23 protein-coding genes are annotated in these 22,660 nt (G+C 74.5%); 13 read left to right on the top strand and 10 right to left on the bottom strand.

The window, feature by feature from the left end:
- Window positions 1-123: 123 nt before the first annotated feature.
- Genes ACFQ8C_RS30610 through ACFQ8C_RS30620 form a run of 3 tightly spaced genes read right to left on the bottom strand, consistent with a single transcriptional unit; the run spans window position 124 to window position 3,049 of the window.
- Entirely contained in the window at window positions 124-1,068 is a 945-nt protein-coding gene (locus tag ACFQ8C_RS30610) for a 3-oxoacyl-ACP reductase (protein ID WP_383463708.1), read from the bottom strand.
- Between the two features lie 13 nt (window positions 1,069-1,081).
- Window positions 1,082-2,158, bottom strand: a complete 1,077-nt coding sequence (locus ACFQ8C_RS30615) for a Zn-dependent alcohol dehydrogenase (protein WP_383463711.1) — start codon at window positions 2,156-2,158, stop codon at window positions 1,082-1,084.
- A 36-nt stretch (window positions 2,159-2,194) separates the two neighbouring features.
- Window positions 2,195-3,049 carry a MaoC/PaaZ C-terminal domain-containing protein gene (locus ACFQ8C_RS30620; protein ID WP_383463714.1) on the bottom strand — a complete coding sequence of 285 codons (855 nt, stop codon included), beginning with the start codon at window positions 3,047-3,049 and terminating at the stop codon, window positions 2,195-2,197.
- A gap of 294 nt (window positions 3,050-3,343) precedes the next feature.
- Between ACFQ8C_RS30620 and ACFQ8C_RS30625 the strand changes: the two genes are divergently transcribed.
- Genes ACFQ8C_RS30625 through ACFQ8C_RS30640 form a run of 4 tightly spaced genes read left to right on the top strand, consistent with a single transcriptional unit; the run spans window position 3,344 to window position 6,820 of the window.
- Window positions 3,344-4,264 carry an ATP-binding cassette domain-containing protein gene (locus tag ACFQ8C_RS30625; RefSeq protein WP_383463717.1) on the top strand — a complete coding sequence of 307 codons (921 nt, stop codon included), beginning with the start codon at window positions 3,344-3,346 and terminating at the stop codon, window positions 4,262-4,264.
- Window positions 4,261-5,004, top strand: a complete 744-nt coding sequence (locus ACFQ8C_RS30630) for an ABC transporter permease (RefSeq protein WP_383463720.1) — start codon at window positions 4,261-4,263, stop codon at window positions 5,002-5,004. The genes ACFQ8C_RS30625 and ACFQ8C_RS30630 overlap by 4 nt, the downstream gene beginning before the upstream one ends.
- A gap of 13 nt (window positions 5,005-5,017) precedes the next feature.
- Entirely contained in the window at window positions 5,018-6,169 is a 1,152-nt protein-coding gene (locus ACFQ8C_RS30635; RefSeq protein WP_383463723.1) for a sensor histidine kinase, read from the top strand.
- A gap of 18 nt (window positions 6,170-6,187) precedes the next feature.
- Entirely contained in the window at window positions 6,188-6,820 is a 633-nt protein-coding gene (locus ACFQ8C_RS30640; protein ID WP_383463768.1) for a response regulator, read from the top strand.
- Between the two features lie 43 nt (window positions 6,821-6,863).
- Here ACFQ8C_RS30640 and ACFQ8C_RS30645 read toward each other — a convergent pair whose 3' ends face one another.
- From ACFQ8C_RS30645 to ACFQ8C_RS30660, 4 genes are all read right to left on the bottom strand, one after another.
- On the bottom strand, window positions 6,864-8,327 hold the full coding sequence (locus ACFQ8C_RS30645; protein ID WP_383463727.1) for an MFS transporter: 1,464 nt from the start codon (window positions 8,325-8,327) through the stop codon (window positions 6,864-6,866).
- Window positions 8,328-8,367: 40 nt separating this feature from the next.
- The gene (locus ACFQ8C_RS30650) at window positions 8,368-9,561 is read right to left on the bottom strand and encodes a lipid-transfer protein (RefSeq protein ID WP_383463730.1); all 1,194 of its coding nucleotides are present in this window, start codon (window positions 9,559-9,561) and stop codon (window positions 8,368-8,370) included.
- An 11-nt stretch (window positions 9,562-9,572) separates the two neighbouring features.
- A complete protein-coding gene (locus ACFQ8C_RS30655) occupies window positions 9,573-11,753 on the bottom strand; it encodes an acyl-CoA dehydrogenase (protein ID WP_383463733.1) in 2,181 nt (726 codons plus the stop codon).
- A gap of 90 nt (window positions 11,754-11,843) precedes the next feature.
- Window positions 11,844-12,599, bottom strand: coding sequence for a helix-turn-helix domain-containing protein (locus tag ACFQ8C_RS30660; protein WP_383463736.1), 756 nt, complete (start codon window positions 12,597-12,599; stop codon window positions 11,844-11,846).
- 236 nt (window positions 12,600-12,835) lie between these two features.
- Between ACFQ8C_RS30660 and ACFQ8C_RS30665 the strand changes: the two genes are divergently transcribed.
- The 5 genes from ACFQ8C_RS30665 to ACFQ8C_RS30685 all read left to right on the top strand — a co-directional run bounded on the left by ACFQ8C_RS30665 (window position 12,836) and on the right by ACFQ8C_RS30685 (window position 15,905).
- Window positions 12,836-13,507, top strand: coding sequence for a DUF4097 family beta strand repeat-containing protein (locus ACFQ8C_RS30665; protein WP_383463739.1), 672 nt, complete (start codon window positions 12,836-12,838; stop codon window positions 13,505-13,507).
- A 37-nt stretch (window positions 13,508-13,544) separates the two neighbouring features.
- On the top strand, window positions 13,545-14,129 hold the full coding sequence (locus ACFQ8C_RS30670) for a GNAT family N-acetyltransferase (protein WP_383463742.1): 585 nt from the start codon (window positions 13,545-13,547) through the stop codon (window positions 14,127-14,129).
- Window positions 14,130-14,212: 83 nt separating this feature from the next.
- Window positions 14,213-14,623, top strand: coding sequence for a DUF4259 domain-containing protein (locus tag ACFQ8C_RS30675; RefSeq protein WP_383463745.1), 411 nt, complete (start codon window positions 14,213-14,215; stop codon window positions 14,621-14,623).
- Between the two features lie 23 nt (window positions 14,624-14,646).
- On the top strand, window positions 14,647-15,048 hold the full coding sequence (locus ACFQ8C_RS30680; protein ID WP_383463771.1) for a hypothetical protein: 402 nt from the start codon (window positions 14,647-14,649) through the stop codon (window positions 15,046-15,048).
- Between the two features lie 26 nt (window positions 15,049-15,074).
- Window positions 15,075-15,905 carry a hypothetical protein gene (locus tag ACFQ8C_RS30685; protein ID WP_383463748.1) on the top strand — a complete coding sequence of 277 codons (831 nt, stop codon included), beginning with the start codon at window positions 15,075-15,077 and terminating at the stop codon, window positions 15,903-15,905.
- On the opposite strand, the gene ACFQ8C_RS30690 is transcribed toward ACFQ8C_RS30685, so the two are convergent.
- Window positions 15,892-16,221: a hypothetical protein gene (locus ACFQ8C_RS30690; protein ID WP_383463751.1), complete on the bottom strand. Its 330-nt coding sequence runs from the start codon at window positions 16,219-16,221 to the stop codon at window positions 15,892-15,894. The genes ACFQ8C_RS30685 and ACFQ8C_RS30690 overlap by 14 nt on opposite strands.
- A 170-nt stretch (window positions 16,222-16,391) precedes the next feature.
- Here ACFQ8C_RS30690 and ACFQ8C_RS30695 point away from each other — a divergent pair, with 170 nt between their 5' ends.
- The gene (locus ACFQ8C_RS30695; protein ID WP_383463753.1) at window positions 16,392-17,027 is read left to right on the top strand and encodes a class I SAM-dependent methyltransferase; all 636 of its coding nucleotides are present in this window, start codon (window positions 16,392-16,394) and stop codon (window positions 17,025-17,027) included.
- A 78-nt stretch (window positions 17,028-17,105) separates the two neighbouring features.
- Here the strand turns inward: ACFQ8C_RS30695 and ACFQ8C_RS30700 are convergent, their stop codons facing one another.
- Complete coding sequence (locus tag ACFQ8C_RS30700) at window positions 17,106-17,774, bottom strand: dihydrofolate reductase family protein (protein WP_383463774.1); 669 nt, start codon at window positions 17,772-17,774, stop codon at window positions 17,106-17,108.
- A gap of 161 nt (window positions 17,775-17,935) precedes the next feature.
- Between ACFQ8C_RS30700 and ACFQ8C_RS30705 the strand changes: the two genes are divergently transcribed.
- The gene (locus tag ACFQ8C_RS30705; RefSeq protein ID WP_383463756.1) at window positions 17,936-18,514 is read left to right on the top strand and encodes a TetR/AcrR family transcriptional regulator; all 579 of its coding nucleotides are present in this window, start codon (window positions 17,936-17,938) and stop codon (window positions 18,512-18,514) included.
- A gap of 56 nt (window positions 18,515-18,570) precedes the next feature.
- On the opposite strand, the gene ACFQ8C_RS30710 is transcribed toward ACFQ8C_RS30705, so the two are convergent.
- Complete coding sequence (locus tag ACFQ8C_RS30710) at window positions 18,571-20,622, bottom strand: hypothetical protein (RefSeq protein ID WP_383463759.1); 2,052 nt, start codon at window positions 20,620-20,622, stop codon at window positions 18,571-18,573.
- A gap of 161 nt (window positions 20,623-20,783) precedes the next feature.
- Between ACFQ8C_RS30710 and ACFQ8C_RS30715 the strand changes: the two genes are divergently transcribed.
- On the top strand, window positions 20,784-21,686 hold the full coding sequence (locus tag ACFQ8C_RS30715; RefSeq protein ID WP_383463762.1) for an N-acetylmuramoyl-L-alanine amidase: 903 nt from the start codon (window positions 20,784-20,786) through the stop codon (window positions 21,684-21,686).
- Between the two features lie 100 nt (window positions 21,687-21,786).
- The gene (locus ACFQ8C_RS30720) at window positions 21,787-22,617 is read left to right on the top strand and encodes a DUF5336 domain-containing protein (protein WP_383463765.1); all 831 of its coding nucleotides are present in this window, start codon (window positions 21,787-21,789) and stop codon (window positions 22,615-22,617) included.
- Window positions 22,618-22,660 lie beyond the last annotated feature (43 nt).

Raw genomic sequence — 22,660 nt, forward strand, 5'->3', positions numbered from 1 at the left:
GGTTCGGATATGTTTATAAGAGACTGGCACCGCGCCGCGCGCGTGGCGAAGGGCCCCGGGGAGCCGCTCCCCGGGGCCCTTCGCCATCCCCACCGTCCCCGTGACCGCCCCCGTGACCGGGGTTCAGCCCTTCTTCAGCCCCAGTACCTCGGCGGCCGCGAAGGTCTCGTTGGGCGGGCGCTCGGCGAAGTAGGGGCTGAGCAGCCCGTCCAGCTCCTCGAAGCCGAAGGCTTCCTTGGCGGTGTCGAACTTGGCCGCCACCCGGGGCCGTTCGACGACGGCGACCATCCCGCCGTGGACGACGAGCAGTTGTCCGTTGACCCGCGCCGCGGCCGGGGAGGCGAGGTAGCCGACGAGCGGTGCCACGTGCTCGGGCGACAGCGGGTCGAGCTCGTCCTCGGCGGCCGGCTCGGCGAAGCCGGCGAAGACGTCCTCCGTCATGCGCGTGCGGGCGCGCGGGCAGATGGCGTTAGCGGTCACTCCGTACCGGGCGAGCGCGAGCGCCGTCGAGGTGGTGAGGCCGACGATCCCGCCCTTGGCCGCCGCGTAGTTGGGCTGTCCGGCCGAGCCGGCGAGGAAGGCCTCGGAGGAGGTGTTGACGATCCGGCCGTAGACGCCGGTCTCCCCCGCCTTGGACCGTCCGCGCCAGTGCGCGGCCGCGAAGTGGGTGGTGTTGAAGTGGCCCTTGAGGTGGACGCGGATGACCGAGTCCCACTCCTCCTCGCTCATCGAGAAGACCATCCGGTCGCGCAGGATGCCCGCGTTGTTGACCAGGACGTCCAGCTTGCCGAACTCGGCCACGGCCAGGTCGACCAGGCCGCGCGCGGTCTCGAAGTCGGAGATGTCGCCGAGGTGGGCGACGGCCCGGCCGCCGGCCCCGGTGATCTCGGCGGCCACCTCCTCGGCGGGGGTGGCCGACGCGTCCCCGGACCCGTCCCGGCCGGGCTGTCCGTAGTCGTTGACGACGACGGCGGCGCCGAGCCGGGCGAGTTCGAGCGCCTCGGCACGGCCGAGGCCGCGCCCGGCCCCGGTGACGATCGCGCTCAGCCCTTCGAGCGGCAGTGACATGACGGGGGTCCTCTCAGATCTCGACGCAGGTGCGGAGGGACGTGCCGGTCCGCATCTGCTCCAGGGCCTCGTTGATGTTCGCCAGCGGGACCCGGTGGGTGATCAGCGACTCCAGGTCGATGCGGCCGGCCCGCCAGAGGGCGATGGCCCGCTCGTACGACCGGAGCACGTCACCGCCGCCGTACATGGAGGGCAGGATCCGCTTCTCGTCGAAGAACAGCTCGAACATGTTGAGCTGGAGGTTGTCGTCCATGGCGCCGGCGCCGACGACGCAGAGGGTGCCGCCGCGCCGGGTCGTCTCGTAGGCGGTCCGCGCGGTGGCGGACTTGCCGACGACCTCGAAGACGTAGTCGAAGCCCTCGCCGGCGGTGATCCGCTGCTTGGCGTCGGCCAGCGCCTCGGGGGCGACGGCCTCGGTGGCGCCGAAGCGGAGCGCGGCCTCGCGGCGGGACTCGACGGGGTCGACGGCGACGATCTCGGCGGCGCCCTGGAGCCGGGCGCCCTGGATGGCGGAGATGCCGACGCCGCCGCAGCCGATGACGGCGACCGAGGAACCGGCCTCCACCTTGGCGGTGTTGATGGCGGCGCCGAGGCCGGTGGTGACCCCGCAGCCGATGAGGGCGGCGATGTCGAAGGGCACGTCGTCCGGGATCGGGACGGCGCAGCCGGCGTCGACGACGACCTCCTCGGCGAAGGTGCCGGTGCCGGCGAAGCCGAAGACGTCCCCGCCGGGGCGCCTGAAGTTGGGGATGCCGGCGTTCATGAAGCCGGCGAGACAGAGCTGGGTCTGGCCGCGCTTGCAGGCGGCGCAGCTGCCGCAGGCGGGCAGCCAGCAGAGCAGGACCCGCTGTCCGGCGCTCAGTCCGGTGACGCCGTCGCCGACGTCGAGGATCTCGCCGGCGCCCTCGTGGCCGGGGATGAACGGCGCGGGCTGCGGCAGGACGCCGCTCATGGCGGAGACGTCCGAGTGGCACAGGCCGGTGGCCCGCACCCGGATCCGCACCCTGCCCGGGCCGAAGCCCACCGCCTCGACGTCGTCGAGGACCTCCAGTTTGTCCTGGCCGATCTCGTGCAGTACGGCTGCGCGCATGGTGCGGCTCCCATCAGCGTGGCGGATCAGGCGTGATCAGGCGTGTTCGACGAGGGTGTCGGCGAGGACCGGGGCGTCGTCGCGCTCCACGGCCGTGACCGTCACCTGGACGCGGCCGTCGCCGGCCCACATCCGGATGCGCAGGGTCTCGCCCGGGAAGACGGTCCCGGCGAAGCGGGTGCGGTAGGCGCGGACCCGGGCGACGTCGCCGTCGAGCACCGTGTCGACCACCGCCTTGAGCGTCATGCCGTAGGTGCACAGGCCGTGCAGGATCGGCCGGTCGAAGCCCGCGAGCTTGGCGAAGTCGGGGTCGGCGTGGAGCGGGTTCCAGTCGCCGGAGAGGCGGTAGAGCAGCGCCTGGTCCTCGCGGACGGTCCGCTCGACGGTCCGGTCCGGTGCCCGGTCGGGGAGTTCGAGCCGTTCGGAGGGGCCCCGGTCGCCGCCCCAGCCGCCCTCGCCGCGGACGAAGATCTGGGCGTCGGAGGTCCACAGCGGGCCCTCGTCGTCGGTGGCCTCGGAGCGCAGCACCAGGATGGCGGCCTTGCCCTTGTCGTACACGGCGGCGACGCGGGAGGTGGAGACGGCCCGGCCGCCGGTGGGCAGCGGTCGGTGGAGGGTGATCGACTGGCCGCCGTGGAGGACGGCGGCGAGGTCGATGTCGATGCCGGGGGCGGAGAGTCCGCCGACGACCCCCATGCCGGCGCCGGCGACGGTGGCGAAGCTGGGCAGCACGTGGAGCCGGGATTCGAGGGTGTAGCGCAGCTCGGCCGGGTCGGTGGCGGGGCTGCCGGCGCCGAGGCCGAGGTGGTAGAGCTGGACGTCCTTGTGGTCCCAGGCGATCTCGGCGCTGCGGGGTTCGGCGGCGAGGGCCTTGGCGGGGTCAATGGGCATCGACTTGCTGCTCCTTGGAGGTCCTTGGAGTGGAGGACCTCGGCGCGACCGTCCGCACCGTCGGTCACGCCGAGGCCGTGCGGGAACCGTCCCGTACGCGCCGATATAGAACGCGTTCCAGTTCGGTGTCCCCCATGTATAGCGGAGGGGCGGGGCGTTGGGAACCCTCGTACGCCACACTCCTGACGGTACGTCAGAAACGGGGAGCGCGGGGCCACCCAGGACATTTGTCACCGCCGGGACCGTACGCGCGCTCCTGCCGGAAGGGGCCGCCCGCTCCGTACCGTCGGGTCCATGACGAAGGAACCCGCGGCCGTCTTCGAGGCGGTCACCAAGAGCTACGGCCCCGTCCGGGCCGCCGACGGCGTGGACCTCACCGTCCGGCGCGGCGAGACCCTCGCCCTGCTGGGACGCAACGGCGCCGGGAAGTCCACCGCCATCGGCCTGCTGCTCGGCCTCGACACCCCCGACGGCGGACGGATCTCCCTCCTCGGCGGCACCCCCGAGGAGGCCGTCCTCGCGGGCCGGGTCGGGGCGATGCTCCAGGAGGGCCGCGCGGTCTCCCGCGTCACCGTCCGCGAGCTCGTCGGCTTCGTCGCCCGGACCTACCCCCGGCCGATGCCCGTGGCGGACGCCCTCGCCCTCGCCGGGCTCACCGCCCTCGCCGACCGCCGGGTGGACCGCCTCTCCGGCGGCCAGGCCCAGCGGGTCCGGTTCGCCGTCGCGCTGGCCGGCAACCCCGAGCTGATCGTCCTGGACGAGCCGACCTCCGCCCTCGACGTCGAGGCCAGGGGCGAGTTCTGGGAGGCGATGCGCGGCTACGCCCGGCGGGGCAACACCGTCCTGTTCTCCACCCACTACCTGGAGGAGGCGGACTCCTTCGCCGACCGGATCGTCGTCCTCGACGGCGGCCGGGTCGTCGCCGACGGCACGCCCGAGGAGCTGAAGCGGGCGGCCGGCGGAGCGATCGTCTCGCTCGACCTGGGCGGCGCCCCGTCCGCGTACCTCTCCGGACTCCCCGGGGTCACCGAGACCGAGATCCGCGGCGACCGCGCCCGGCTCCGCACCGACGACTCCGACGCGACCGTGCGGGCCCTGGCCGCACGGGACGCGATCCGGGGCCTGGAGGTGGCCCCGCTCACCCTCAACGACGCCTTCCTCTCCCTCACCCGCGCCCAGCGGGCCACCGCCCCGGAACCGGAGCCGAGCCGATGAGCACCCCGATCCTGTCGACCACCGCCGCCTACGTCGGCCTGGAGACCCGTCGCACCCTGCGGGACCCCGGCTTCGTCATCTCCACCATCGGCGTCCCCGTCATGATGTACCTGCTCTTCACCAACCTCGGCGGGCAGGACGACACCGCGTACAAGACGGTCGCGATGGTGGGGATGGCCGCGTACGGGGCGATGGGCGCGGCCCTCTCCCTCGGCACCGGGGTCGCCGAGGACAAGTCCACCGGCTGGCTGCGACAGCTGCGGATCACCCCGATGACCCCGCGCCGGGTCGTCACCGGGCGCGCCCTGACCGGCACGGTCGTGGTGCTGCCCGCGATCGCCGCCATCCTGCTGGCGGGCGGGGTGTGCAACGACGTCCGGATGTCCCCCGCGCACTGGGCGGCGGTGGCGGTCGCGCTCTGGCTCGGCTCGCTCCCCTTCACCCTGCTCGGACTCGGCAACGGCTACCGGCTGTCGGCCCAGACGGCCGGCGTGGTGAACGTGGCCTGCAACCTCGGCCTGGCCGTCGTCGGCGGCCTGTGGTTCCCCGTCGCGCTCTTCCCCGGCTGGCTGGCGTCGGTCTCCTCCTGGACGCCCACGAACCGCTTCGCGGAGGTGGCGGCGGCGCTGGCCGACGGACGGGCGCCCGGAGCGGCGGCCCTGGCGGTGCTCGCCGGCTGGGCGGCGCTCTTCGGCGGCTACGCGGCGGTCTCGTACCGTCGTTCCGCACGGACGGCATGACGGGGGGCCCGCGATGAGGATCCGGTGGCGGAAGCGGTGCGAGACCCGGGAGGAGCGCGGCCCGAGCGGGCTCAGCCTCCTGCCGTGGCTGCTGATGGGGATGGGCTCGCTCTCCCACCTCGTCAGCGGCGAGGCCGCCAACCCCTGGCTGGGCATGGCCGGCCTGCTGACCTTCAACACGCTGTACATCGCGATCGTCTTCCGCGCCTTCGACCGGGCCCGCCGCGAGACCACGACCACCTGGGCCCTGCTGGGCGCGCTCGCCGCCGTCACCTTCGCCCTCGCGATCGGCTACGGCCGCGAGTGGCTGCTGCTCTTCCCGCTGCTCGGGCTGGCGCTGGGGGCGGTGGCACGCGGCGGACGCCAGCTGCGCCTCCTGACCCTCCCCCTGGTCGTGGCGGTCGGCGCCGTCACCTTCTGGCGGGACGACTGGGACTCGATCGGGATCGTGTACGGGACCTTCATCTCGACGATGGTGACGGCGGCGATCCTCGCCCTGAACGAGACCGTCGGCGAACTGCGCGCCACCCGCGAGGAGCTGGCCCGGGCGGCGGTGGAACAGGAGCGGCTGCGCTTCTCCCGCGACCTGCACGACCTGCTGGGCCACACCCTGTCGGTGATCGTGGTGAAGTCGGAGGCGGCCAGGCGGCTCGTGCCGCGCGACCCGGCCGCGGCGCTCGGGCAGATCACCGACATCGAGTCGGTGGGCCGGCAGGCGCTCACCGAGATCCGGGAGGCGGTGACCGGCTACCGCGAGGGCAGTCTCGGCACGGAGCTGGACCGGGCCCGGGACGCGCTCGCCTCCGCGGACGTGGAGGCGGTGGTACGGCGCTCGGGCCCGCCGCTCGGCCCGGCGGCGGAGGCGCTGCTCGGCTGGGTGGTGCGGGAGGCGGTGACGAACGTGGTCCGGCACGCGGCCGCCACCCGCTGCGAGATCGCCGTGAGGAGCGGCCCGGAGCGGGCCCGCCTCACCGTCACCGACGACGGCCGGGGCCCCTCCCCCGCCCTCTCCGGCAGTGGCCTGCGCGGCCTGACCGAGCGCCTGGCGGCGGCCGGCGGCACCCTGACGACGGCCCGGGCCCCGGGCGGCGGCTTCCGCCTGACGGCCGAACTCCCGGCGGCCGAGGGCGGTCCCGTCGGGCCGGAACCGCCGCACAGGACCTAGGCTTCGGATGTGGACGAGATGCCTCAGGACCACCGGCCGGTGAAGTCGATTCGGGTGCTCCTCGCGGAGGACCAGGGGATGATGCGCGGGGCGCTCGCGCTGCTGCTCGGGATGGAGCCGGACATCGAGGTCGTCGCCCAGGTCGGGCGGGGGGACGAGATCGTGGACCGGGCGCTGCTGGCACGGCCCGACGTGGCCCTGCTCGACATCGAGCTGCCGGGGCGGTCGGGGCTCGACGCGGCGGCCGGGCTGCGCGACGAGGTGCCGGACTGCCGGGTGCTGATCCTGACGACCTTCGGACGGCCCGGGTACCTGCGGCGGGCGATGGAGGCGGGCGCGGCCGGCTTCCTGGTGAAGGACGGGCCGGTGGAGGAGCTGGCGGAGGCGATCCGGAAGGTGCTGCGCGGCGAGACCGTGATCGATCCGGCGCTCGCCGCCGCCGCGCTCGGCGCGGGGCCGAACCCGCTGACGGCCCGTGAGCGGGAGGCCCTGTCGGCGGCGGTGGACGGGGCGACGATCGCCGACATCGCGGGCCGGCTGCACCTGTCGGAGTCGACGGTGCGGAACTACCTGTCGTCCGCGATCGGGAAGACCGGCACGCGCAACCGGCTGGAGGCGGCCAGGGCCGCGCGGCAGCAGGGCTGGCTCTAGGCCGTCCCTTCCGGGTCGGGCCGGCGGAATCCGGAGGAAGCGCCTAGGAGACGTCCCTCCGCTTCGTCCCGCGGGGCAGCCAGAGGGCCATCAGGGCGGCGGCCAGGAGGAGGATGCCGGTGGAGACGCGGAAGGCCGCCGCGTAGCCCGGGACCAGGGAGGACGGGTCCGGCTCGCCCCAGGAGGCGACCGAGGGGGTGGCGGCGGCCGCGACCGTGGTCAGCAGGGCGAGGCCGAGGGCGCCGCCCATCGTCCGGGAGGTGTTGACCAGGCCGGAGACGAGGCCGGCGTCCCCGGGGGCGGCGCCGGAGGTGGCGAGGGTGGCGAGGGGCGTGGTCGCCAGGCCGATGCCGGCCATCATGAGGATGCCGGGGCCGAGGATCGTGGTGAGGAAGGTGCCGTCCGCGGTCAGGGTGGACTGCCAGGCGAAGCCCGCGGCCGCCGCGAGGATGCCGGCGAGGGCGAGGGCGCGGGCGCCGGTGACGGCCATCAGGCGGGGTGCGGCCTTGGAGCCGACCAGGACGGCGAGCGAGCTGGGGACGAGGGCGAGCCCGGCCTGCAGCGGGGTGTAGCCGAGGACGTTCTGGGCGTACACGGTCATGAAGAACCACATGCCGAAGGAGCTGGAGCCGCACAGCATGATCCCGGCGTTGGCGGCGGACACGGCACGGTTGCGGAAGATCCCGAGCGGGACGAGGGGTTCCCCGGTCCGCTTCTCCACGGCGACGAAGACGGCGAGGAGGGCGAGGCCGCCGAGGAGCGGCAGGAGGGTCGCGGCGGAGGTCCAGCCGGCCATCTCGGTCTGCACGATGCCGTACGCGAGGGTGGCCAGGCCGCCGGTGACGAGGACCGCGCCCGGCAGGTCCAGGCGGCGGCCGGAGGCGGTCCGGCCCTCGCGGAGCCAGAGCGCGGCGGCGGCCAGGATGAGGATGCCGAGGGGGACGTTGACGAGGAGGACCCAGCGCCAGTTCAGCAGGTCGACGAGGAGGCCGCCGACGAAGCCGCCCGCGGCGCCGCCGGCCGCGCCGACCGCCGTCCAGGTGGCGATGGCCCGGGTGCGGGCGGCGCCGGCGGGGACGGCGGAGGTGACGAGGGTGAGGGTGGCCGGGGAGAGCGCCGCTGCTCCCAGGCCCTGCGCGGCCCGCGCGCCGATCAGATAGGCGCCCTCGGGGGCGAGGCCGCCGACGACCGAGGCGGCGGTGAAGAGGCCGAGGCCCGCCAGGAACATGGTCTTGCGCCCGTACAGGTCGGCCGCCCTGCCGCCGAGCAGCATGAAGCCGGCGAAGGCGATCGCGTAGGCGTTGAGCACCCACTGGAGCCCGAGGGTGCCGAGGCCGAGGTCGGCCTTGAGGGAGGGCAGGGCCACGTTCATGACCGACACGTCGAGGACGACGAGGAACTGCCCGGCACAGGCGACGAGGACGACGAGCCAGGGGCGGGGGGCGCGTACGGGGGCGCGGGTCGTGAGGGATCCGGCGGCGGAGTCGGTCTGCGGCATGGCTGTCATGGTCGCAGACGGGCTCCGCCCCGTACATGCGGAAAGAGACCTACGACCTGCGCAGGAGGGTCACCACCGCCGCGCCGCCGAGGCCGATGTTGTGGGCGAGGCCGACGCGGGCGCCGGCGACCTGGCGGTCGGCGGCCTCGCCGCGCAGCTGCCAGACGAGTTCGGCGGCCTGGGCGAGGCCGGTGGCGCCGAGCGGGTGGCCCTTGGAGATGAGGCCGCCGGAGGGGTTGACCACCCACCGTCCGCCGTAGGTGGTGGCGCCGGACTCGACGAGCTTGCCGGAGGCGCCCTCCTCGCACATGCCGAGGGCCTCGTAGGTGAGGAGTTCGTTGACGGAGAAGCAGTCGTGGAGCTCGACGACGTCGACGTCCTCGATGCCGAGGCCCGAGGCCTCGTACACCTTCCGGGCCGCCTCCCGTGACATCGGCCGGCCGACGGCGTCGATGCAGGAGCCGGAGGCGAAGGACTCCCCGGTGTCGGTGGTCATGGCCTGCGCGGCGATCTCCACGGCCCGTCCCTCCAGGCCGTGCGCGGCGACGAAGCGTTCGGAGACGACGAGGGCGGCGGCGGCGCCGTCGGAGGTGGGCGAGCACTGGAGCCTGGTGAGCGGGCGGTGCACGGTCTTCGCGGCGAGGACCTCGTCGACCGTGTAGACGTCCCGGAACTGCGCGCGGGGGTTGCGGGAGGAGTGCAGGTGGTTCTTGGCGGCGACGGCGGCGAGCTGCGCCTCGGTGGTGCCGTACCGCTCCATGTGCTCGCGGGCGGCGTTGCCGAAGATCTGCGCGGTGGGCGGGGAGGCCTCGAAGCCGTGGGCGGCGGCCATGATGCCGTAGTGCCGGGCGACGGGTGAGGCCCCGAGGTCTCCGGCGCCGCCCGCTCCGCCGCCGAGGGACCCCCTGCTCATCTTCTCGAAGCCGAGGGCGAGGACGCAGTCGGCGATGCCGCCCTCGACGAACTGGCGGGCGGTCATGAGGGCGGTGGAGCCGGTGGCGCAGTTGTTGTTGAGGTTGTAGACGGGCAGACCGGTGAGGCCGAGTTCGTAGACGGCCCGCTGTCCGGCGGTGGACGCCTGGAAGCAGTAGCCGACGGCGGCCTGTTCGACGCTCTCGTACGGGATCCCGGCATCGGCGAGGGCGGCGGTGCCGGCCTCGCGGGCCATGTCCCAGTACTGCCAGTCACGGGTCTCGGGCTTCTCGAACCTGGTCATGCCGACACCGACGACGTACGACTTCATGGCGTGCCCTCTCAGTCCCTGGGGAGGCCGAGCAGCCGCTCGGCGACGACGTTGAGCTGTACCTGTGTGGTGCCGCCCGCGATGGTCAGACAGCGGGACATGAGGAAGCCGTGGACGGCCGCCGCGCCGGTCCCCTCGCGCACGGCGCCGTCGGGGCCGAGGAGTTCGAGGGCGAGTTCGGCGGTCTTCTGCTGGTGGAGGGTCTGGACGAGCTTGCGGACGCTGGCGCCCGCGCCCGGTTCGAGTCCGGACACCTGGAGGAGGGTGGTGCGCAGGCCGATGCAGGCCAGCGCGTGGGCCTCGGCGAGGAGGGCGCCGGTGCGGACCCGGACGGAGCCGTCGGCCTCGGCGGACGCCTTGATGAGCGCTTCGAGGCCGGTGTCGAAGACGACCTGGTCGGCCATGTGGACGCGTTCGTTGCCGAGGGTGTTGCGGGCGACCCGCCAGCCGTCGTCCACCTCGCCGACGACGGCGTCGGCCGGGAGGACGGCGCCGTCGAACCAGACCTCGTTGAAGAGGGAGTCGCCGGTGATCTCCTTCAGGGGGCGGATGTCGATGCCGGGGGTGTTCCTCATGTCGACGAGGAAGTACGTGAGGCCCCGGTGCTTGGGGGCTTCGGGGTCGGTACGGGCGAGCAGGATGCCGTAGTCGGCCCACTGGGCCGCGCTCGTCCACACCTTCTGTCCGGTGATCCGCCAGCTTCCGTCGTCGGCGCGTTCGGCGCGGGTGCGCAGGGAGGCGAGGTCGGAGCCGGCGCCGGGCTCGGAGAAGAGCTGGCACCAGCGCCGCTCGCCCCGGAGGGTGGGCCCGAGGTGGTGTTCCTGCTGTGCGGGGCTGCCGTGGGCGAGGAGCGAGGGGACGACCCAGGTGGCGATGCCGAGTCCGGCGACGGTGACGCCCGCCTCGTCGAGTTCGCGCTGGACGGCGAGCTGTTGGAGCGGGCCCGCGCCGAGGCCGTACGGCTCCGGGAGGTGCGGGGCGGCGTAGCCCGTGGGGGCGAGGACACGGCGGGCGGCGGCCGGATCGAGTCCGGCGGCGGGGGCGACGGCCTCGCGGGCGGCGGCGCGGTACGGCTCCGCGGCGGCCGGCAGGTCGAGGCGGAGGCCGCGGCGCAGTCCGGTGGCGGCGTGCCGGAGGGCGTCGAGCCGGAACCGGTCGCTGGTGCCGAGGAGCTGCCGCGCGACGAGGGCGCGGCGCAGCAGCAGGTGGGCGTCGTGCTCCCAGGTGAAGCCGATGCCGCCGAGGATCTGGACGCAGTCCTTGGCGGTGGTGTGGGCGGCGTCGAGGGCGGTGGCGGCGGCGAGCGCGGCGACGAGGGGCCGGGCGGGGTCGTCGGCGGCGCGGGCGGCGTCCCAGGTGAGGGCGCGGGCCTGTTCGAGCCGGACGAGCATGTCGGCGCAGAGGTGTTTGACGCCCTGGAACCGTCCGATGGGCCGGCCGAACTGCTCGCGGGTGCGGGCGTGTTCGGCGGCGGTCTCGACGGCGCGGGCGGCGGTGCCGCAGGCGTCGGCGGCGAAGAGCACGGCGGCGAGGTCGTGCGCGAGCCCGCCGTCGAGGGCGAGGGTCCGGTCGGCCGGCACGTGGAGGGCGGCGGCGGTGACCTCGGCGGTGGGCCGGGTGGGGTCGGCGGAGGCGTGCGGGCGGACGGCGGGTCCGCCGTCCGGACGCGCGTCCACGGCGAGCCAGACGGTGCCGTCGGCGGTGGCGGCCTGGAGGAGGAGCAGGTCGGCCTGGGCGGCGCCGAGGACGGGCGGCGCGGTGCCGTCGAGGAGGTGCCCGGTGTCGGTGCGCACGGCGGTGAGGGTGCCGGGGCCGCCGAGGGCGACGGCGCCGATCCTGCGCCCTTCGGCGAGGTCCGCGAGGAGCGCGCCGTGCGCCGAGGGGCCCGCGCGGTGGAGGAGTTCGGCGGCGAGGACGGAGGGGAGGTAGGGGCCGGGGAGGAGGGCGCGGGCGGTCTCCTCGACGACCACGGCGAGGTCGTCGAGTCCGCCGCCCCCGCCGCCGTACTCCTCCGGTACGTGGATCCCGAGGAGGCCCTGCGCGGCGGCGGCGTCCCAGTGGCCGGGGCGCCCGGCCGGCGGCTCGGGCGCGTCGAGCCACCGGCGGAGTTCCTCGGGCGGTGCGGCGCGGGTGAGCCAAGCGCGGACGGACCGGGCGAGATCCCGCTGTTCGTGCGTGATGGCGATACCCATGGCGCGCAGACTAGAACACGTTCCATTACGACGGAAGGCCGAATCTGATGGAAGGTCAGATACCGTGCGGCCCCGGGCACCGCGGTGCGCTCACCCGCCGTCCGGCGCGCCGTCCGGCGCACCGGACGGAAGCGCGCCCGCCGGCTTCGACAGCAGGATCTCCCGGGCCTGCTCGGCCGCGCGCACGATCCCCTCGCTGACGAAGTCCATGAAGCGGGCGACGTTCTCCAGGCGGGCGGCCGCGGGGGTGCCGGGCCCGAGGACGGCGACGCCCTGGCGGGCGATCTCGACCATCTGCTCGTTGGCCTTGGCGGCGGCGATCATCGACTGGTACCAGAGCTCGTCGTCGACGATGTACCGCTCACGACGGCGGTCGTCGCGCTCGCGGCGGATGAGGCTCTGGCCCTCCAGGAAGGCGATGGCCTTGGAGATGGAGCCCGCGCTGACCTGGAGCCGCTCGCCGAGCTCGCCGGCGGTGAGGCTGCCCGCGTCGGTGGCGTAGAGGGCGGCGAGGACGCGGGCCGTCATCTTGGGGAGACCGCCCTGCATGAAGACGGTGGCGAAGGCCTCCTCGTAGTCGCGGACGGCCGCCGCGTCCCGCCCGTCCGCCCGCACGGCCGGTGCCGCGTCGCCGCCACCGGGCCGGCGGCGCCGGGCCCGGCCCTCGGTGGCGCGGTGCGCCAGGTCGGGGCGGTAGGCGGTGGGACCGCCGTTGCGCATCACCTCGCGGGTGACGGTGGAGGTGGGGCGGTCGAGCCGCCGGCCGATCTCCGCGTAGGCGAGCCCGTCGGCCAGCCCCAGCGCGATCTGCTGGCGTTCCTGCTGAGTGAGCCTGCCTCCCGGCATCGCGTTCTCCTTCATCCGTGCGTGACGCCGCCAGCATAGCGTTCACTGCACCGCCATTGCAACGTGCTGGCATATGCCGTTGCGTCAATCTTTCTTCCATTGCAACGAAATAACTGCTCTGACCTGTAGTGATGCCATTCTTGCGCAACGAGAGTGTTGCCGAGGATTGGAAAGCAACGTAGCTTTTCCCATGTCGGAAACACCGACGGACTCACCACTCCACAGGAGCAGAAACCATGCGCACCTTCGCCGCCACCGCCCCGATCGCCGCCGTCGTCGCCATCCCGGCCGGCCACCTGCGCCTCATCGCCGCCGACCGCGCCGACGTCACCGTCGACATCCGCCCCGCCAACCCCGCCAAGTCCCGCGACGTGAAGGCCGCCGAGACCACCACCGTCTCCTTCGCCGACGGCGTCCTGGACATCACCGCCCCCGAGACCGGAAACCAGCTCTTCGGCGCCACCGGATCCGTCGAGATCACCGTCCAGCTCCCCGCCGACTCCTCCGTCCGGGCCAAGGCCGCCGCCGCCGACCTGCGCGGCGTCGGACGGCTCGGCGACGTCACCTTCGAAGCCGCCCAGGGCCCCGTCAAGCTCGACGAGGCCCGCACCGCCCACCTCACCCTCCAGGACGGCGACATCACCCTCGGCCACCTCCACGGCGACGCCGAACTCACCACCACCCGCGGCGACCTGCGCATCACCCAGGCCACCGGCGGCACCGTCCGCCTCGACACCCAGGCCGGCTCCATCACCATCGGCGCCGCCCGCTCCACCACCGCCACCCTCGACGCCGGCACCACCCTCGGCCGCATCGCCAACACCCTCCAGAACACCCACGGCACCGGCACCCCCCTCACCATCCACGCCACCACCGCCCTCGGCGACATCACCGCCCACAGCAACTGATGGCGCCCGCGGGTACCAGCGGGCGATCATGTGGCTCATGACCCGCACCCTGTCGACGCCGCCCGTCATCGAGACCGGCGCCCTGTCCACCCGGCCGCAGCCCGTCCTCCCCGCCGCGGGGGGCCTGCTGCTGCGCCCCTGGGAACGGGCCGACGCGCCGGTCTTCCTCTCCGCGTACGAGGACGCCGGGCTGCGCCGCTGGCACACGCGCCGCCCCACCTCCGAGGCGCAGATCGCCGACTGGTTCGACGGCTACCGCCGGGACTGGGCGGAGGAGAAGGGCGCCCACTGGGCGGTCGCCGGCGGGGACGGGGAGGTCCTGGGCAGGATCGCCCTGCGCGGCCTGGACTTCGACGACGGCGTCGCCTTCGTGGCCTACTGGGTGCTGCCGGCCGCCCGGGGCGCCGGAGTGGCGACCCGCGCCGTGACCGCCCTCGCCGCCTGGGCCCTGGACGAGATCGGCTTCCACCGCCTGGAGTTGGAGCACTCGGTCCACAACGACGCGTCCTGCGGGGTCGCCAGGAAGGCCGGCTTCCCCCTGGAGGGCACCAAGCGCAAGGCCGCGGTGCACGACGACGGCCCCCACGACATGCACCTGCACGCACGCGTGCGGGGCGACTGAACCGCCTCGCCCGGGCCCGCTGTCAGAGCCCCCTGTCACGATGACGGGAACCGCGCACCACCGACGAGGAAGGCACGCACGCCATGGGGACCTGGGACATCGGACCGTTCGACAACGACACGGCGGCGGACTTCTCGTACCGGGTGGACGAGGCCGCCGACGGGAGGAAGGCCGAGGTGCTGCTGACGGCGTTCCGGGAGGTGACCGGGACCGGCGAGGACTACCTGGACGCGGACCTGTCCATGGAGGCGGTCGCCTCGGCGGCGCTGGTGGCGGCGCAGTGCCCGGGCGGGGAGCCGGTCACGACCTCGTACGGACCGAAGAAGCCGCTGGGGGTGCTGCCGGCGGAGCTGCGGGCGGAGGCCGTGGCCGCCCTCGACCGCGTGCTCGCCGAACCGTCCGAACTCCTCGAACTGTGGGAGGAGTCGGGGGACGAGACGTGGCAGGCCGGGGTGCGGGAGCTGCGGGCCGTCCTCGCGGGGGCCCGGCCGTGACCACCTGGGGACTGGTCGTGGAGATGACCGTGGGGCTCGGGGAGCGCAAGCACACCGAGGCCTCCGTGGTGGCGCAGATCACCGGGGAGCGCGAGGAGGCCCTCCGGGAACTGGAGCGGCGGGCGCGGGACTTCACGCCCACCCACCCCCTGAGTCCCAAGCGCCGGCGGCTCCTCCGCCAGGCGGACGGCTTCCTGCTCGTCGTCGACGGGGCCTGGCAGTCGTACGTCACCCGCTTCACGCTGGCGGAACTCCTGGAGGACTCCGCCGCGCCCGAGCCGGCGGCGCGGGAGCCGGAGCACCGGCCGGAGCGCGAACCGGAGTCGGAGCCGATACCGGCGCCGGCACCGGAGCCGGACGTGGAGCGGTACGCGGACGGGGTGCCCGTCAGGCCGTCATGGCTGGGGCGGGACGGACTGTCGTAGGGACGCGCGGGCGCTACCCTCCCGGCATGACGAGCATCGGAGCATGGCGCGCGGAGGTCGTCGGCCACCGGCGGGCGGAGGGCCCGCCCCCCTTCGAGCGGGCCCGGGAGGCCGGCGAACCGCTGGCCTCCCGGGACGGGATCGCCGTCCACGGCGGCCACGGCGCGGTGACCGGCGTCGACTCCGGGGGCCGCACCCTCTGGACCCACGCCTTCTCCGGCCGCCCCAACGCCGCGCACGTCTCCGGCGGGCGGGTGCTCGTCACCACGGACTCCCTCGAGTACACGCCGTGGGGCTTCCTCGGCCCCGCGCTCCTGCTCGACCTCACCACCGGCCGGCTCGTCGCCGAACTGCGCGGCGAGCGGGGGGCGGCGCGCGGTGGCGGACGGTTCCTGCTCGGACTGGAGGGCTACGGGATCTTCGAGACCCGCGCGTACGACCGGGACGGCGCCGAGACGGACCGCTGGCCCTCGTACGGGCACTACGTCGTCGGCAGCGGCGTCCGGGTCGTGGAGGCCGACCGGCGCATCCCGACCCGGGGCCGGGTCGTACGGCTCCTCCCCGGCGGCGTCGTCACCCCCGGCCCCGCCCTGACCGACCCCCAGCCCCCGAGACCGGTCGTCCTCCCCGACGGAACCCTCCTGGTCCTCGACGGGCACGTGCTCCGCGCGGTGGACCGGGACCTCGGCACGACCGACCTGGCCGAACTGACGCCGCTCGCCGACTCGCGGACGATACGGACCCTGCGCCGGGACGGGACGCGCCTCGTCGCGACCTTCGCGGAGCCGAGCGCCGCCCCTCCGATCCGCTACACGGTCGACACCTGGACCCTCCGCCTCGCCCCTACCGGCGCCTGACCCTCAGGACGATCGCGGCGACGGTCGCCCCGACGGCGGTCACCGCGAGCACGCCCAGCCCCGGGTTCAGCCACCACGGGACGATCTCCTCGCCCGCGCAGACGAGACTCACCGGCAGCGCGCCGCTGGAGTCCGGCGTCGCCATGTGCCCGGCCTTGAACCAGCAGGCGTCCTCCGGCTGGACGAAGGACACGTACGAGAGCCCGTACAGGTGCAGCGCCGCACCGAGGACGTAGGCGAGCGCCGCGGTCCAGGCGGCCTTCCTCGCGGCCGTACGCCCGGGGCCCGCTGCCGCCGGTGTCGGGTCGGTCTCCATGGCGTTCCCCCATGACGCGGTACGGCCGGCGCGGACGGGCCTGCGCCGGGTGGGCGGCCGCCCGCGGCGAGCCTAACGGAGCCCCGCCCCGGGACGGTGTGGTTCGCGTGCGACGGGTAGGGCACGATGGGCGCCCGTACCGACGTACTACTCGCCAGTAGGAGACCGCCATGTCCGAGCCCAGTCCCGAGATCCTTGCCGCGTTCGAGGCCGCGAAGGGGTTCATGCCCGTCGGCGAGGGGCTGGCGCTGTACGCGGCGGCGGCCGAGGCCGGCGGGCTCGGGCTGCCGCTCCTGGAGGTCGGCACGTACTGCGGGCGCTCCACGATCCTGCTCGCGGACGCGGCACGGCGGGCGGGGACGGTCGCGGTGACCGTGGACCACCACCGGGGCAGCGAGGAGCAGCAGCCGGGGTGGGAGTACCACGACCCGACCGTGGTGGACCCGGAGGTCGGGGCGATGGACACGCTGCCGACCTTCCGGCGGACGCTGCGGAAGGCGGGCCTGGAGGAGCACGTGATCGCGGTGGTGGGGCGCAGCCCGCAGGTCGCGAAGGTGTGGGCCGGGGAGCTCGGGCTCGTCTTCATCGACGGCGGGCACACCGACGAGCACGCGACGAACGACTACGAGGGCTGGTCCCCCAGGGTCGCCCCCGGGGGCCTGCTGGTGATCCACGACGTGTTCCCGGACCCGGCGGACGGCGGCCAGGCGCCGTACCGGATCTATCTGCGCGCCCTTGAGTCCGGGGACTTCGAGGAGGTCTCGGTCACGGACTCGCTGCGGGTGCTGCGCCGGGTCTCCGCCTGACACCCGACGCGGGAGCGGGTCTCCGCCCGGCACCCGGCGCGGGAGCGGGTCTCCGCCCGGCACCCGGCGCGGGAGCGGTCACTTCCGCCAGAAGAGGTGGTGGGTGACTCCGCTCGGGCTGGGCACGACGTCCAGGTGGAAGCGGTCGGTGAGCTCCTCGGGCGAGTCCCAGAGCTTGAGGCCGGTACCGAGCTTCACGGGCGAGACGGCGACGTGGAGGGTGTCGACGAGGTCCGCGTCCAGGAACTCGCGGACCGTCGTCACCCCGCCGCCGAGGCGGACGTCCTTCCCCTCCGCCGCCTCCTTCGCGCGCTCCAGCGCGGTCGCCGGGTCGGCGTCGAGGAAGTGGAAGGTGGTGTCGGAGAGCGTGAAGGACGGGCGCGGGTGGTGGGTGAGGACGAAGACGGGGGTGTGGAACGGCGGCTCCTCGCCCCACCACCCCTTCCACTCCTCGTCCCGCCAGGGGCCGCGCAGGGGACCGAACTTGTTGCGGCCCATGATCTCGGCGCCGATGCCGTGCGAGAAGTCGCGGACCATGTAGTCGTCCAGGCCGCGGCTGCCGCCCGGATCGGTGCGGGTGGGCCAGCTGGCGGTGGCGCCGCCCCAGGCGAAGAGCCTGGCCGGGTCGACGTGGCCGAAGGGGCGTTCGAGGGACTGGTCCTCGCCGGCGGCGATGCCGTCGGCGGTGACGTTGAAGTTCTGGACCTTCAGCAGCTGGGGCCTGGGCCGGGGGCCGGGGGCGGTCATGGGGTGCTCCTCGATCTCGTCGGTCTCGTCGGTCCCGTCGGTCTCGTCGATCCCGTCCGGGTGTTCCGCAGTCATGACTGCCCGGGCGGCGCGAACTCATCGCGGGGGCGCGTACGCTACCCAAAGGGGTTCGGATGTAGTACTACGAACGGAGTGGTCCAGTGGCGAGACGGAACGACGAGCGGCGCGCCGCCCTCGTGGACGCCGCGATCGAGGTGCTGGCCAGGGAGGGCGCCCGCGGGCTGACCTTCCGGGCGGTGGACACCGAGGCGCGGGTCCCCACCGGGACCGCCTCCAACTACTTCGCCAACCGCGACGACCTGCTCACCCAGGCCGGCGCGCGGGTCTACGAGCGGCTCCAGCCCGACGAGGCGACGATGGAGGAGACCCGGACGGCGCCCCGGGACAAGGAGACGTACACGAGGATCATGCGGGAGCTGGTCGGGCGGGTCTCCTCCTTCCGCACCGGCTACCTCGCCCTGCTCGAACTGCGCCTGGAGGCCACCCGCCGGCCCGCGCTCCGCTCGATCCTGACCGAGCGGGTGCGCGCCGACGTCGAGGCCAACGTGGCCTTCCACGAGGCGTCCGGGCTCCCCGGCGACGCCACCTCCGTCAAGCTGCTCGTGCTCGCCCTGAACTGGCTGATCGTGGAGCAGCTCACGCTCCCCGACGTCTTCTCCGAGGAGGAACGGGACGCGCTGGTGGCGGCGGCGGTGGACCGGATCGTGGACGGGTACTAGAGCGGGGCCCGCCCGGCGGGAATCGCCGGACGGGCCCCGGGAACGGGCCGCGGCCGTCAGAGGCCGGTCGTCACGTACAGGCAGTTGGTGTACGTGTATCCCGGCTCGATGACCGCCTTGCTGTTCTTCGTCTCGCCGGCCGCGGAGAAGCCGCCGCCGGCCCGCCGCTGGAGGAAGTGGTACGTGCCCGCCGGCAGCTGGAGCGTCGTCTTCGGGTACTTCGAGGACGGGCCCCCGCAGGGCTTGGCGTCCGGGTCGACGGCACCCCGGATGCCGCCGTAGTTCTCGCAGCCGCCGCACGCCTTGAGGGTGATCTTCCCGGTGACCGGTCCGGTGTAGAGGAGCTCGACGGAGTCCTTGCCGTCGTTGCTGACCACCATGGGCATCCGGGCTCCGCCGGGCACCGTCGCCGACGGCAGCTTCTTGCCGGCCGCGGGCTCGTGGTCGGCGATCTGCGCGGCGATCGAGATGGTGCGGGCGTGAGCGGCCTGCGGGCTCTTCGGGTAGTCCTTGGCGTACTGGTCCATGGTCTCGACCGCGTCGGAGTACGACGCGTCGCGGAACTGCTTGGTCCCGCAGGAGAAGACGCCCTTCTGGATCCCCCGGTCCGCGTCCGCGAGCGGCCCGGGGAACGCGTAGCCCTTGAGGTCCGCGACGCCGGTCCGCTGGACCCGCACCGCCTCGGTGACGGCGCACGGATCCGACGCGCTGCCGTCGTTCAGCGGCGCCGCCGCCTTCCGGAGGTCGTCGCCGACGAGCCGCTCGACCTTGGCGAGGTGCGGCGACTGCGGGAAGAGCGTGGCGAGTTCGGTGAAGGACACGTGGGCGGCCTGCCTCGACGCCCGCCCGAACTCCGCGGCGCCGCACTCGTACAGCGACTGCGCCAGCGGCTCGTCGAAGCCGTCCGCGCGGTCCCCGAGCACGCTCTCGTCCACGGTGTCCGGCAGCGACCGCAGATGGGTCAGCGGGTCGACCGCCTCGCAGTACTTCTTCTCCGTGTACGGCGTGGACACCGAGGCGACGTACGCGTCGAGGCGGTCCGGCACGAGCTTCGCGGCGCGGGAGCCGGGGTGTTCGAGCGCCAGGCTCTCGTACGTGTCGAGCGCCGTGCGGTAGTCGCTCTCGGCGGAGTCGAACCGGGCGCCCTCCCGGGCCTTCACCAGCGCGTCGGCGCCGCCGAGCCGGGCCAGGAGGGACTGCTGGAACGCCTCCTCGCGCGCCTCCTCCCGGGCCGCCCCGTAGGCGACGGTGCCGCCGGCCGGCACGGCGAGCAGCACGACGGCGAGCGGCAGGGCGAGGCGCCGTGCCGTGACCCCCGCCGAGAGCCGCGCCCGCAGCCCGCGCCGGGCCCCGTCCGCGGCGGCCGCCAGCAGCACGACCCCGTATCCGACGAGCACCCCCACCGGGACGCCGTCCGCGTCCGCCGGGAGCGCGAGGAGCAGCAGCGCCGCGGTGGCCGCCCAGCAGACCGCCGCCCCGATCCACTGCCGCAGCAGTACGTAGCCGAGCCCGAGGCAGGACAGGTTGAGCAGTCCCACGGCCACGGCCTGGAGCGGCCGCGCCTCCCCCTGCCCGCCGGGGCCGCCGGAGCCGAAGCCGGGCGGCGCCGAGGGCGGTGGCGGGAGCGTCCCCGCCCCGGCCCACCCGGGTGCGGTCGCGGGCGCCTGCCCGTGCGGCGCGCCGTCGGCCGGGCCCGCGCCGAAGCCGCCGAAGCCGCCGGAGGGCGGACCGAAGCCGGGACCGGCCGGGCCGGCGGAGGCCCCGGGACCGGCCGAGTCGGCCGGGCCGGCGGAGTCGACGGGACCCGCGGAGCCGGTCGAGCCGCCGTTCTGCGGTGCCGGCGCCTCCCAGGGCGCCGGGCCGCCCGCGGGAGCCGGGGCAGGCAGGCGGAAGGAGCCCGTGGGCGTGGCCTCCGTGCCGCCGCCGGAGCCCGCACCGTCACCGGTGGGGCCCGTACCGCCGCCTGCGGCACTCGTGCCCCCGCGCGCGGGTCTGATCCTGACCGTCTCGCCGGATTCGACGGCCGGCGGTCCGCCGGGCTCCCCCTTGCTCAGGTCCAGCTTGGGCGGCGCGTCCTGAGGACGCGCGTCGTTCGGTTCTTCCCCCACCGGTTCCCCCTCGTGGGTCCGGGCGCGGTGACACCCCCACGCCGCTCCGTGTTCCCAGCCTTCCCCTGTCCCGGACCCGCGTCCACCGTTTTGCGGCCGCGGTGACCGAGCCGGTACATCCGGTCCGCGGTTCCGGCCGGGGGAGGGCCTAGAGTCGCGGGGTGCCGTACGACCACAGGAACCCCGTGACCCGCTCCCTGCCCGCCGCCCTGGCCGTCCTCGTCTGCTCCGCCGCGCTCGCCGGATGCGGCGCCGCCTCCGAGGCGGCGCAGGGCACCCGGGGCCCGGCCGCCGCGGCCACGACGCCCGGCCCGGCGCGTACCCCGGCCGCCACGGCGAGCCCGGCCGTCACCACGGGCCAGGCCGGCGCCGCCCTCCCGCTGGCCGGCCGCACGGTCGTCGTCGACCCGGGGCACAACCCGGGGAACTTCCGGCACGGGCGGGAGATCGGCGAGAAGGTCGACATCGGGACGGCCCGCAAGGAGTGCGACACCACCGGGACCTCGACGAACGCGTCCGCGGGGAAGGCCGCGTACACGGAGGCGGCCTTCACGCTCGACGTCTCGCACCGGCTGCGCGAGCTGCTGGAGGCGCGCGGCGCCGAGGTGGTCCTGACCCACGACGCGGACCGGCCGTACGGGCCCTGCATCGACGAGCGGGCCAGGATCGGGAACGCGGCGAAGGCCGACGCCGTCGTCTCCGTCCACGCGGACGGCTCGGCACAGGGGAACCGCGGGTTCCATGTGATCGTCCCCGCCGAGGTCCGTGAAGGATCGGCCGACACCGGCCCGATCGTGGCCCCTTCGCGTACGCTCGGCGAGCGGATCGCCGCCGCCTTCCGCCGTACGACCGGTACCTCCCCCGCCAACTACCTCGGCGGAGGTACGGGATTGGACGTCCGTTCCGATCTCGGCGGGCTCAATCTCTCAACCGTGCCCAAGGTCTTCGTCGAATGCGGCAATATGCGTGATCCGAAGGACGCAGCGCTGCTGACGTCCGGGGTGTGGCGGCAGAAGGCGGCGCAGGGCATCGCCGACGGCATCGTGACCTACCTCAAGGGGTAGAACCGGCGAGCGATAGATTCGCTCCGTACGATGGGGCCGCCCCCGTGCCAAGAACCGGCGCCCGCCCGACGCGACGACGACCCGACGAAGGACTTCTTACGTGAATATCCGCTCCCTCACCCGAGGCGATGGCGTAGTGATCGGTGCTGCGGTGGTACTTTTCATCGCCTCGTTCCTCGACATCGCCGGCTGCGACGGCCCGGACTCGATCTGCGACCAGATGCCCAACACGTGGGAGTGGTCCTACCTCGGCTGGGGCACCTTCTTCCTCGGCCTCGCCGGCGCGGCGCTCGTGGTCGTCTCGCACGGCCTCCCGCAGCCCCGCAAGATCGCGGGCCTGGAGCTCGGCCAGGTCGGCGCCGCCTTCACCATCGCCACGGCGTGGTCCCTGCTCATGTGGATCTTCGAGGCGGAGGACGCCGGTGCCGGTCTGATCCTCGGCCTGATCGCCGCGCTGGTCCTGGCCGGCGCCGCCGTGGCCGGTCCACTGGTCCCCGCCCTCCAGAACCCGCTCGTCGGCGCCCCGCGCCCGGCGGCCCCGCAGCCGTACGGCGCCCAGCCCGGCCAGCCGGGCGTCCCCGGCGGTGGCTACGGCTACCCGGGTGCCCAGCAGGCGCAGCAGCCCTACCCGGCCCCGCAGGACGCCTCGCAGGGCGGCCAGCCCTACGGCCAGCCGCAGCCGGCCGCGGCGCAGCCGCACCCCGAGCAGCAGGCCCCGTCGCAGGGCGGCGGGGACTTCACGCCGTTCTGGTTCGCCGTGCCGGTCGCCCGCCCGCTGTACGCGGAGGACGGTTCCGGCTCGCAGATCGCCGAACTGGCCCCCGGCACCTGGTACCTGGCCGTGGAGCAGCGCGGCCAGGCGCTGATCGCCCAGACGCAGGACGGGCGCCGCGGCGTCCTCCAGGACGCCACGGGCATCCAGCGCGGCTGAGCCACCCCGCTCCACGACAGCGGCCCCCCGACCGGAAGCCTTC

The organism is Streptomyces sp. NPDC056503, from assembly GCF_042794995.1.
Classification (GTDB): domain Bacteria; phylum Actinomycetota; class Actinomycetes; order Streptomycetales; family Streptomycetaceae; genus Streptomyces.

Bases quoted from the DNA above. Each gene is read 5' to 3' on its own strand.
- ACFQ8C_RS30610 (WP_383463708.1), bottom strand. From the start codon at position 1,068: ATGTCACTGCCGCTCGAAGGGCTGAGCGCGATCGTCACCGGGGCCGGG.
- ACFQ8C_RS30615 (WP_383463711.1), bottom strand. From the start codon at position 2,158: ATGCGCGCAGCCGTACTGCACGAGATCGGCCAGGACAAACTGGAGGTC.
- ACFQ8C_RS30620 (WP_383463714.1), bottom strand. From the start codon at position 3,049: ATGCCCATTGACCCCGCCAAGGCCCTCGCCGCCGAACCCCGCAGCGCC.
- ACFQ8C_RS30625 (WP_383463717.1), top strand. From the start codon at position 3,344: ATGACGAAGGAACCCGCGGCCGTCTTCGAGGCGGTCACCAAGAGCTAC.
- ACFQ8C_RS30630 (WP_383463720.1), top strand. From the start codon at position 4,261: ATGAGCACCCCGATCCTGTCGACCACCGCCGCCTACGTCGGCCTGGAG.
- ACFQ8C_RS30635 (WP_383463723.1), top strand. From the start codon at position 5,018: ATGAGGATCCGGTGGCGGAAGCGGTGCGAGACCCGGGAGGAGCGCGGC.
- ACFQ8C_RS30640 (WP_383463768.1), top strand. From the start codon at position 6,188: ATGCCTCAGGACCACCGGCCGGTGAAGTCGATTCGGGTGCTCCTCGCG.
- ACFQ8C_RS30645 (WP_383463727.1), bottom strand. From the start codon at position 8,327: ATGACAGCCATGCCGCAGACCGACTCCGCCGCCGGATCCCTCACGACC.
- ACFQ8C_RS30650 (WP_383463730.1), bottom strand. From the start codon at position 9,561: ATGAAGTCGTACGTCGTCGGTGTCGGCATGACCAGGTTCGAGAAGCCC.
- ACFQ8C_RS30655 (WP_383463733.1), bottom strand. From the start codon at position 11,753: ATGGGTATCGCCATCACGCACGAACAGCGGGATCTCGCCCGGTCCGTC.
- ACFQ8C_RS30660 (WP_383463736.1), bottom strand. From the start codon at position 12,599: ATGCCGGGAGGCAGGCTCACTCAGCAGGAACGCCAGCAGATCGCGCTG.
- ACFQ8C_RS30665 (WP_383463739.1), top strand. From the start codon at position 12,836: ATGCGCACCTTCGCCGCCACCGCCCCGATCGCCGCCGTCGTCGCCATC.
- ACFQ8C_RS30670 (WP_383463742.1), top strand. From the start codon at position 13,545: ATGACCCGCACCCTGTCGACGCCGCCCGTCATCGAGACCGGCGCCCTG.
- ACFQ8C_RS30675 (WP_383463745.1), top strand. From the start codon at position 14,213: ATGGGGACCTGGGACATCGGACCGTTCGACAACGACACGGCGGCGGAC.
- ACFQ8C_RS30680 (WP_383463771.1), top strand. From the start codon at position 14,647: ATGACCGTGGGGCTCGGGGAGCGCAAGCACACCGAGGCCTCCGTGGTG.
- ACFQ8C_RS30685 (WP_383463748.1), top strand. From the start codon at position 15,075: ATGACGAGCATCGGAGCATGGCGCGCGGAGGTCGTCGGCCACCGGCGG.
- ACFQ8C_RS30690 (WP_383463751.1), bottom strand. From the start codon at position 16,221: ATGGAGACCGACCCGACACCGGCGGCAGCGGGCCCCGGGCGTACGGCC.
- ACFQ8C_RS30695 (WP_383463753.1), top strand. From the start codon at position 16,392: ATGTCCGAGCCCAGTCCCGAGATCCTTGCCGCGTTCGAGGCCGCGAAG.
- ACFQ8C_RS30700 (WP_383463774.1), bottom strand. From the start codon at position 17,774: ATGACCGCCCCCGGCCCCCGGCCCAGGCCCCAGCTGCTGAAGGTCCAG.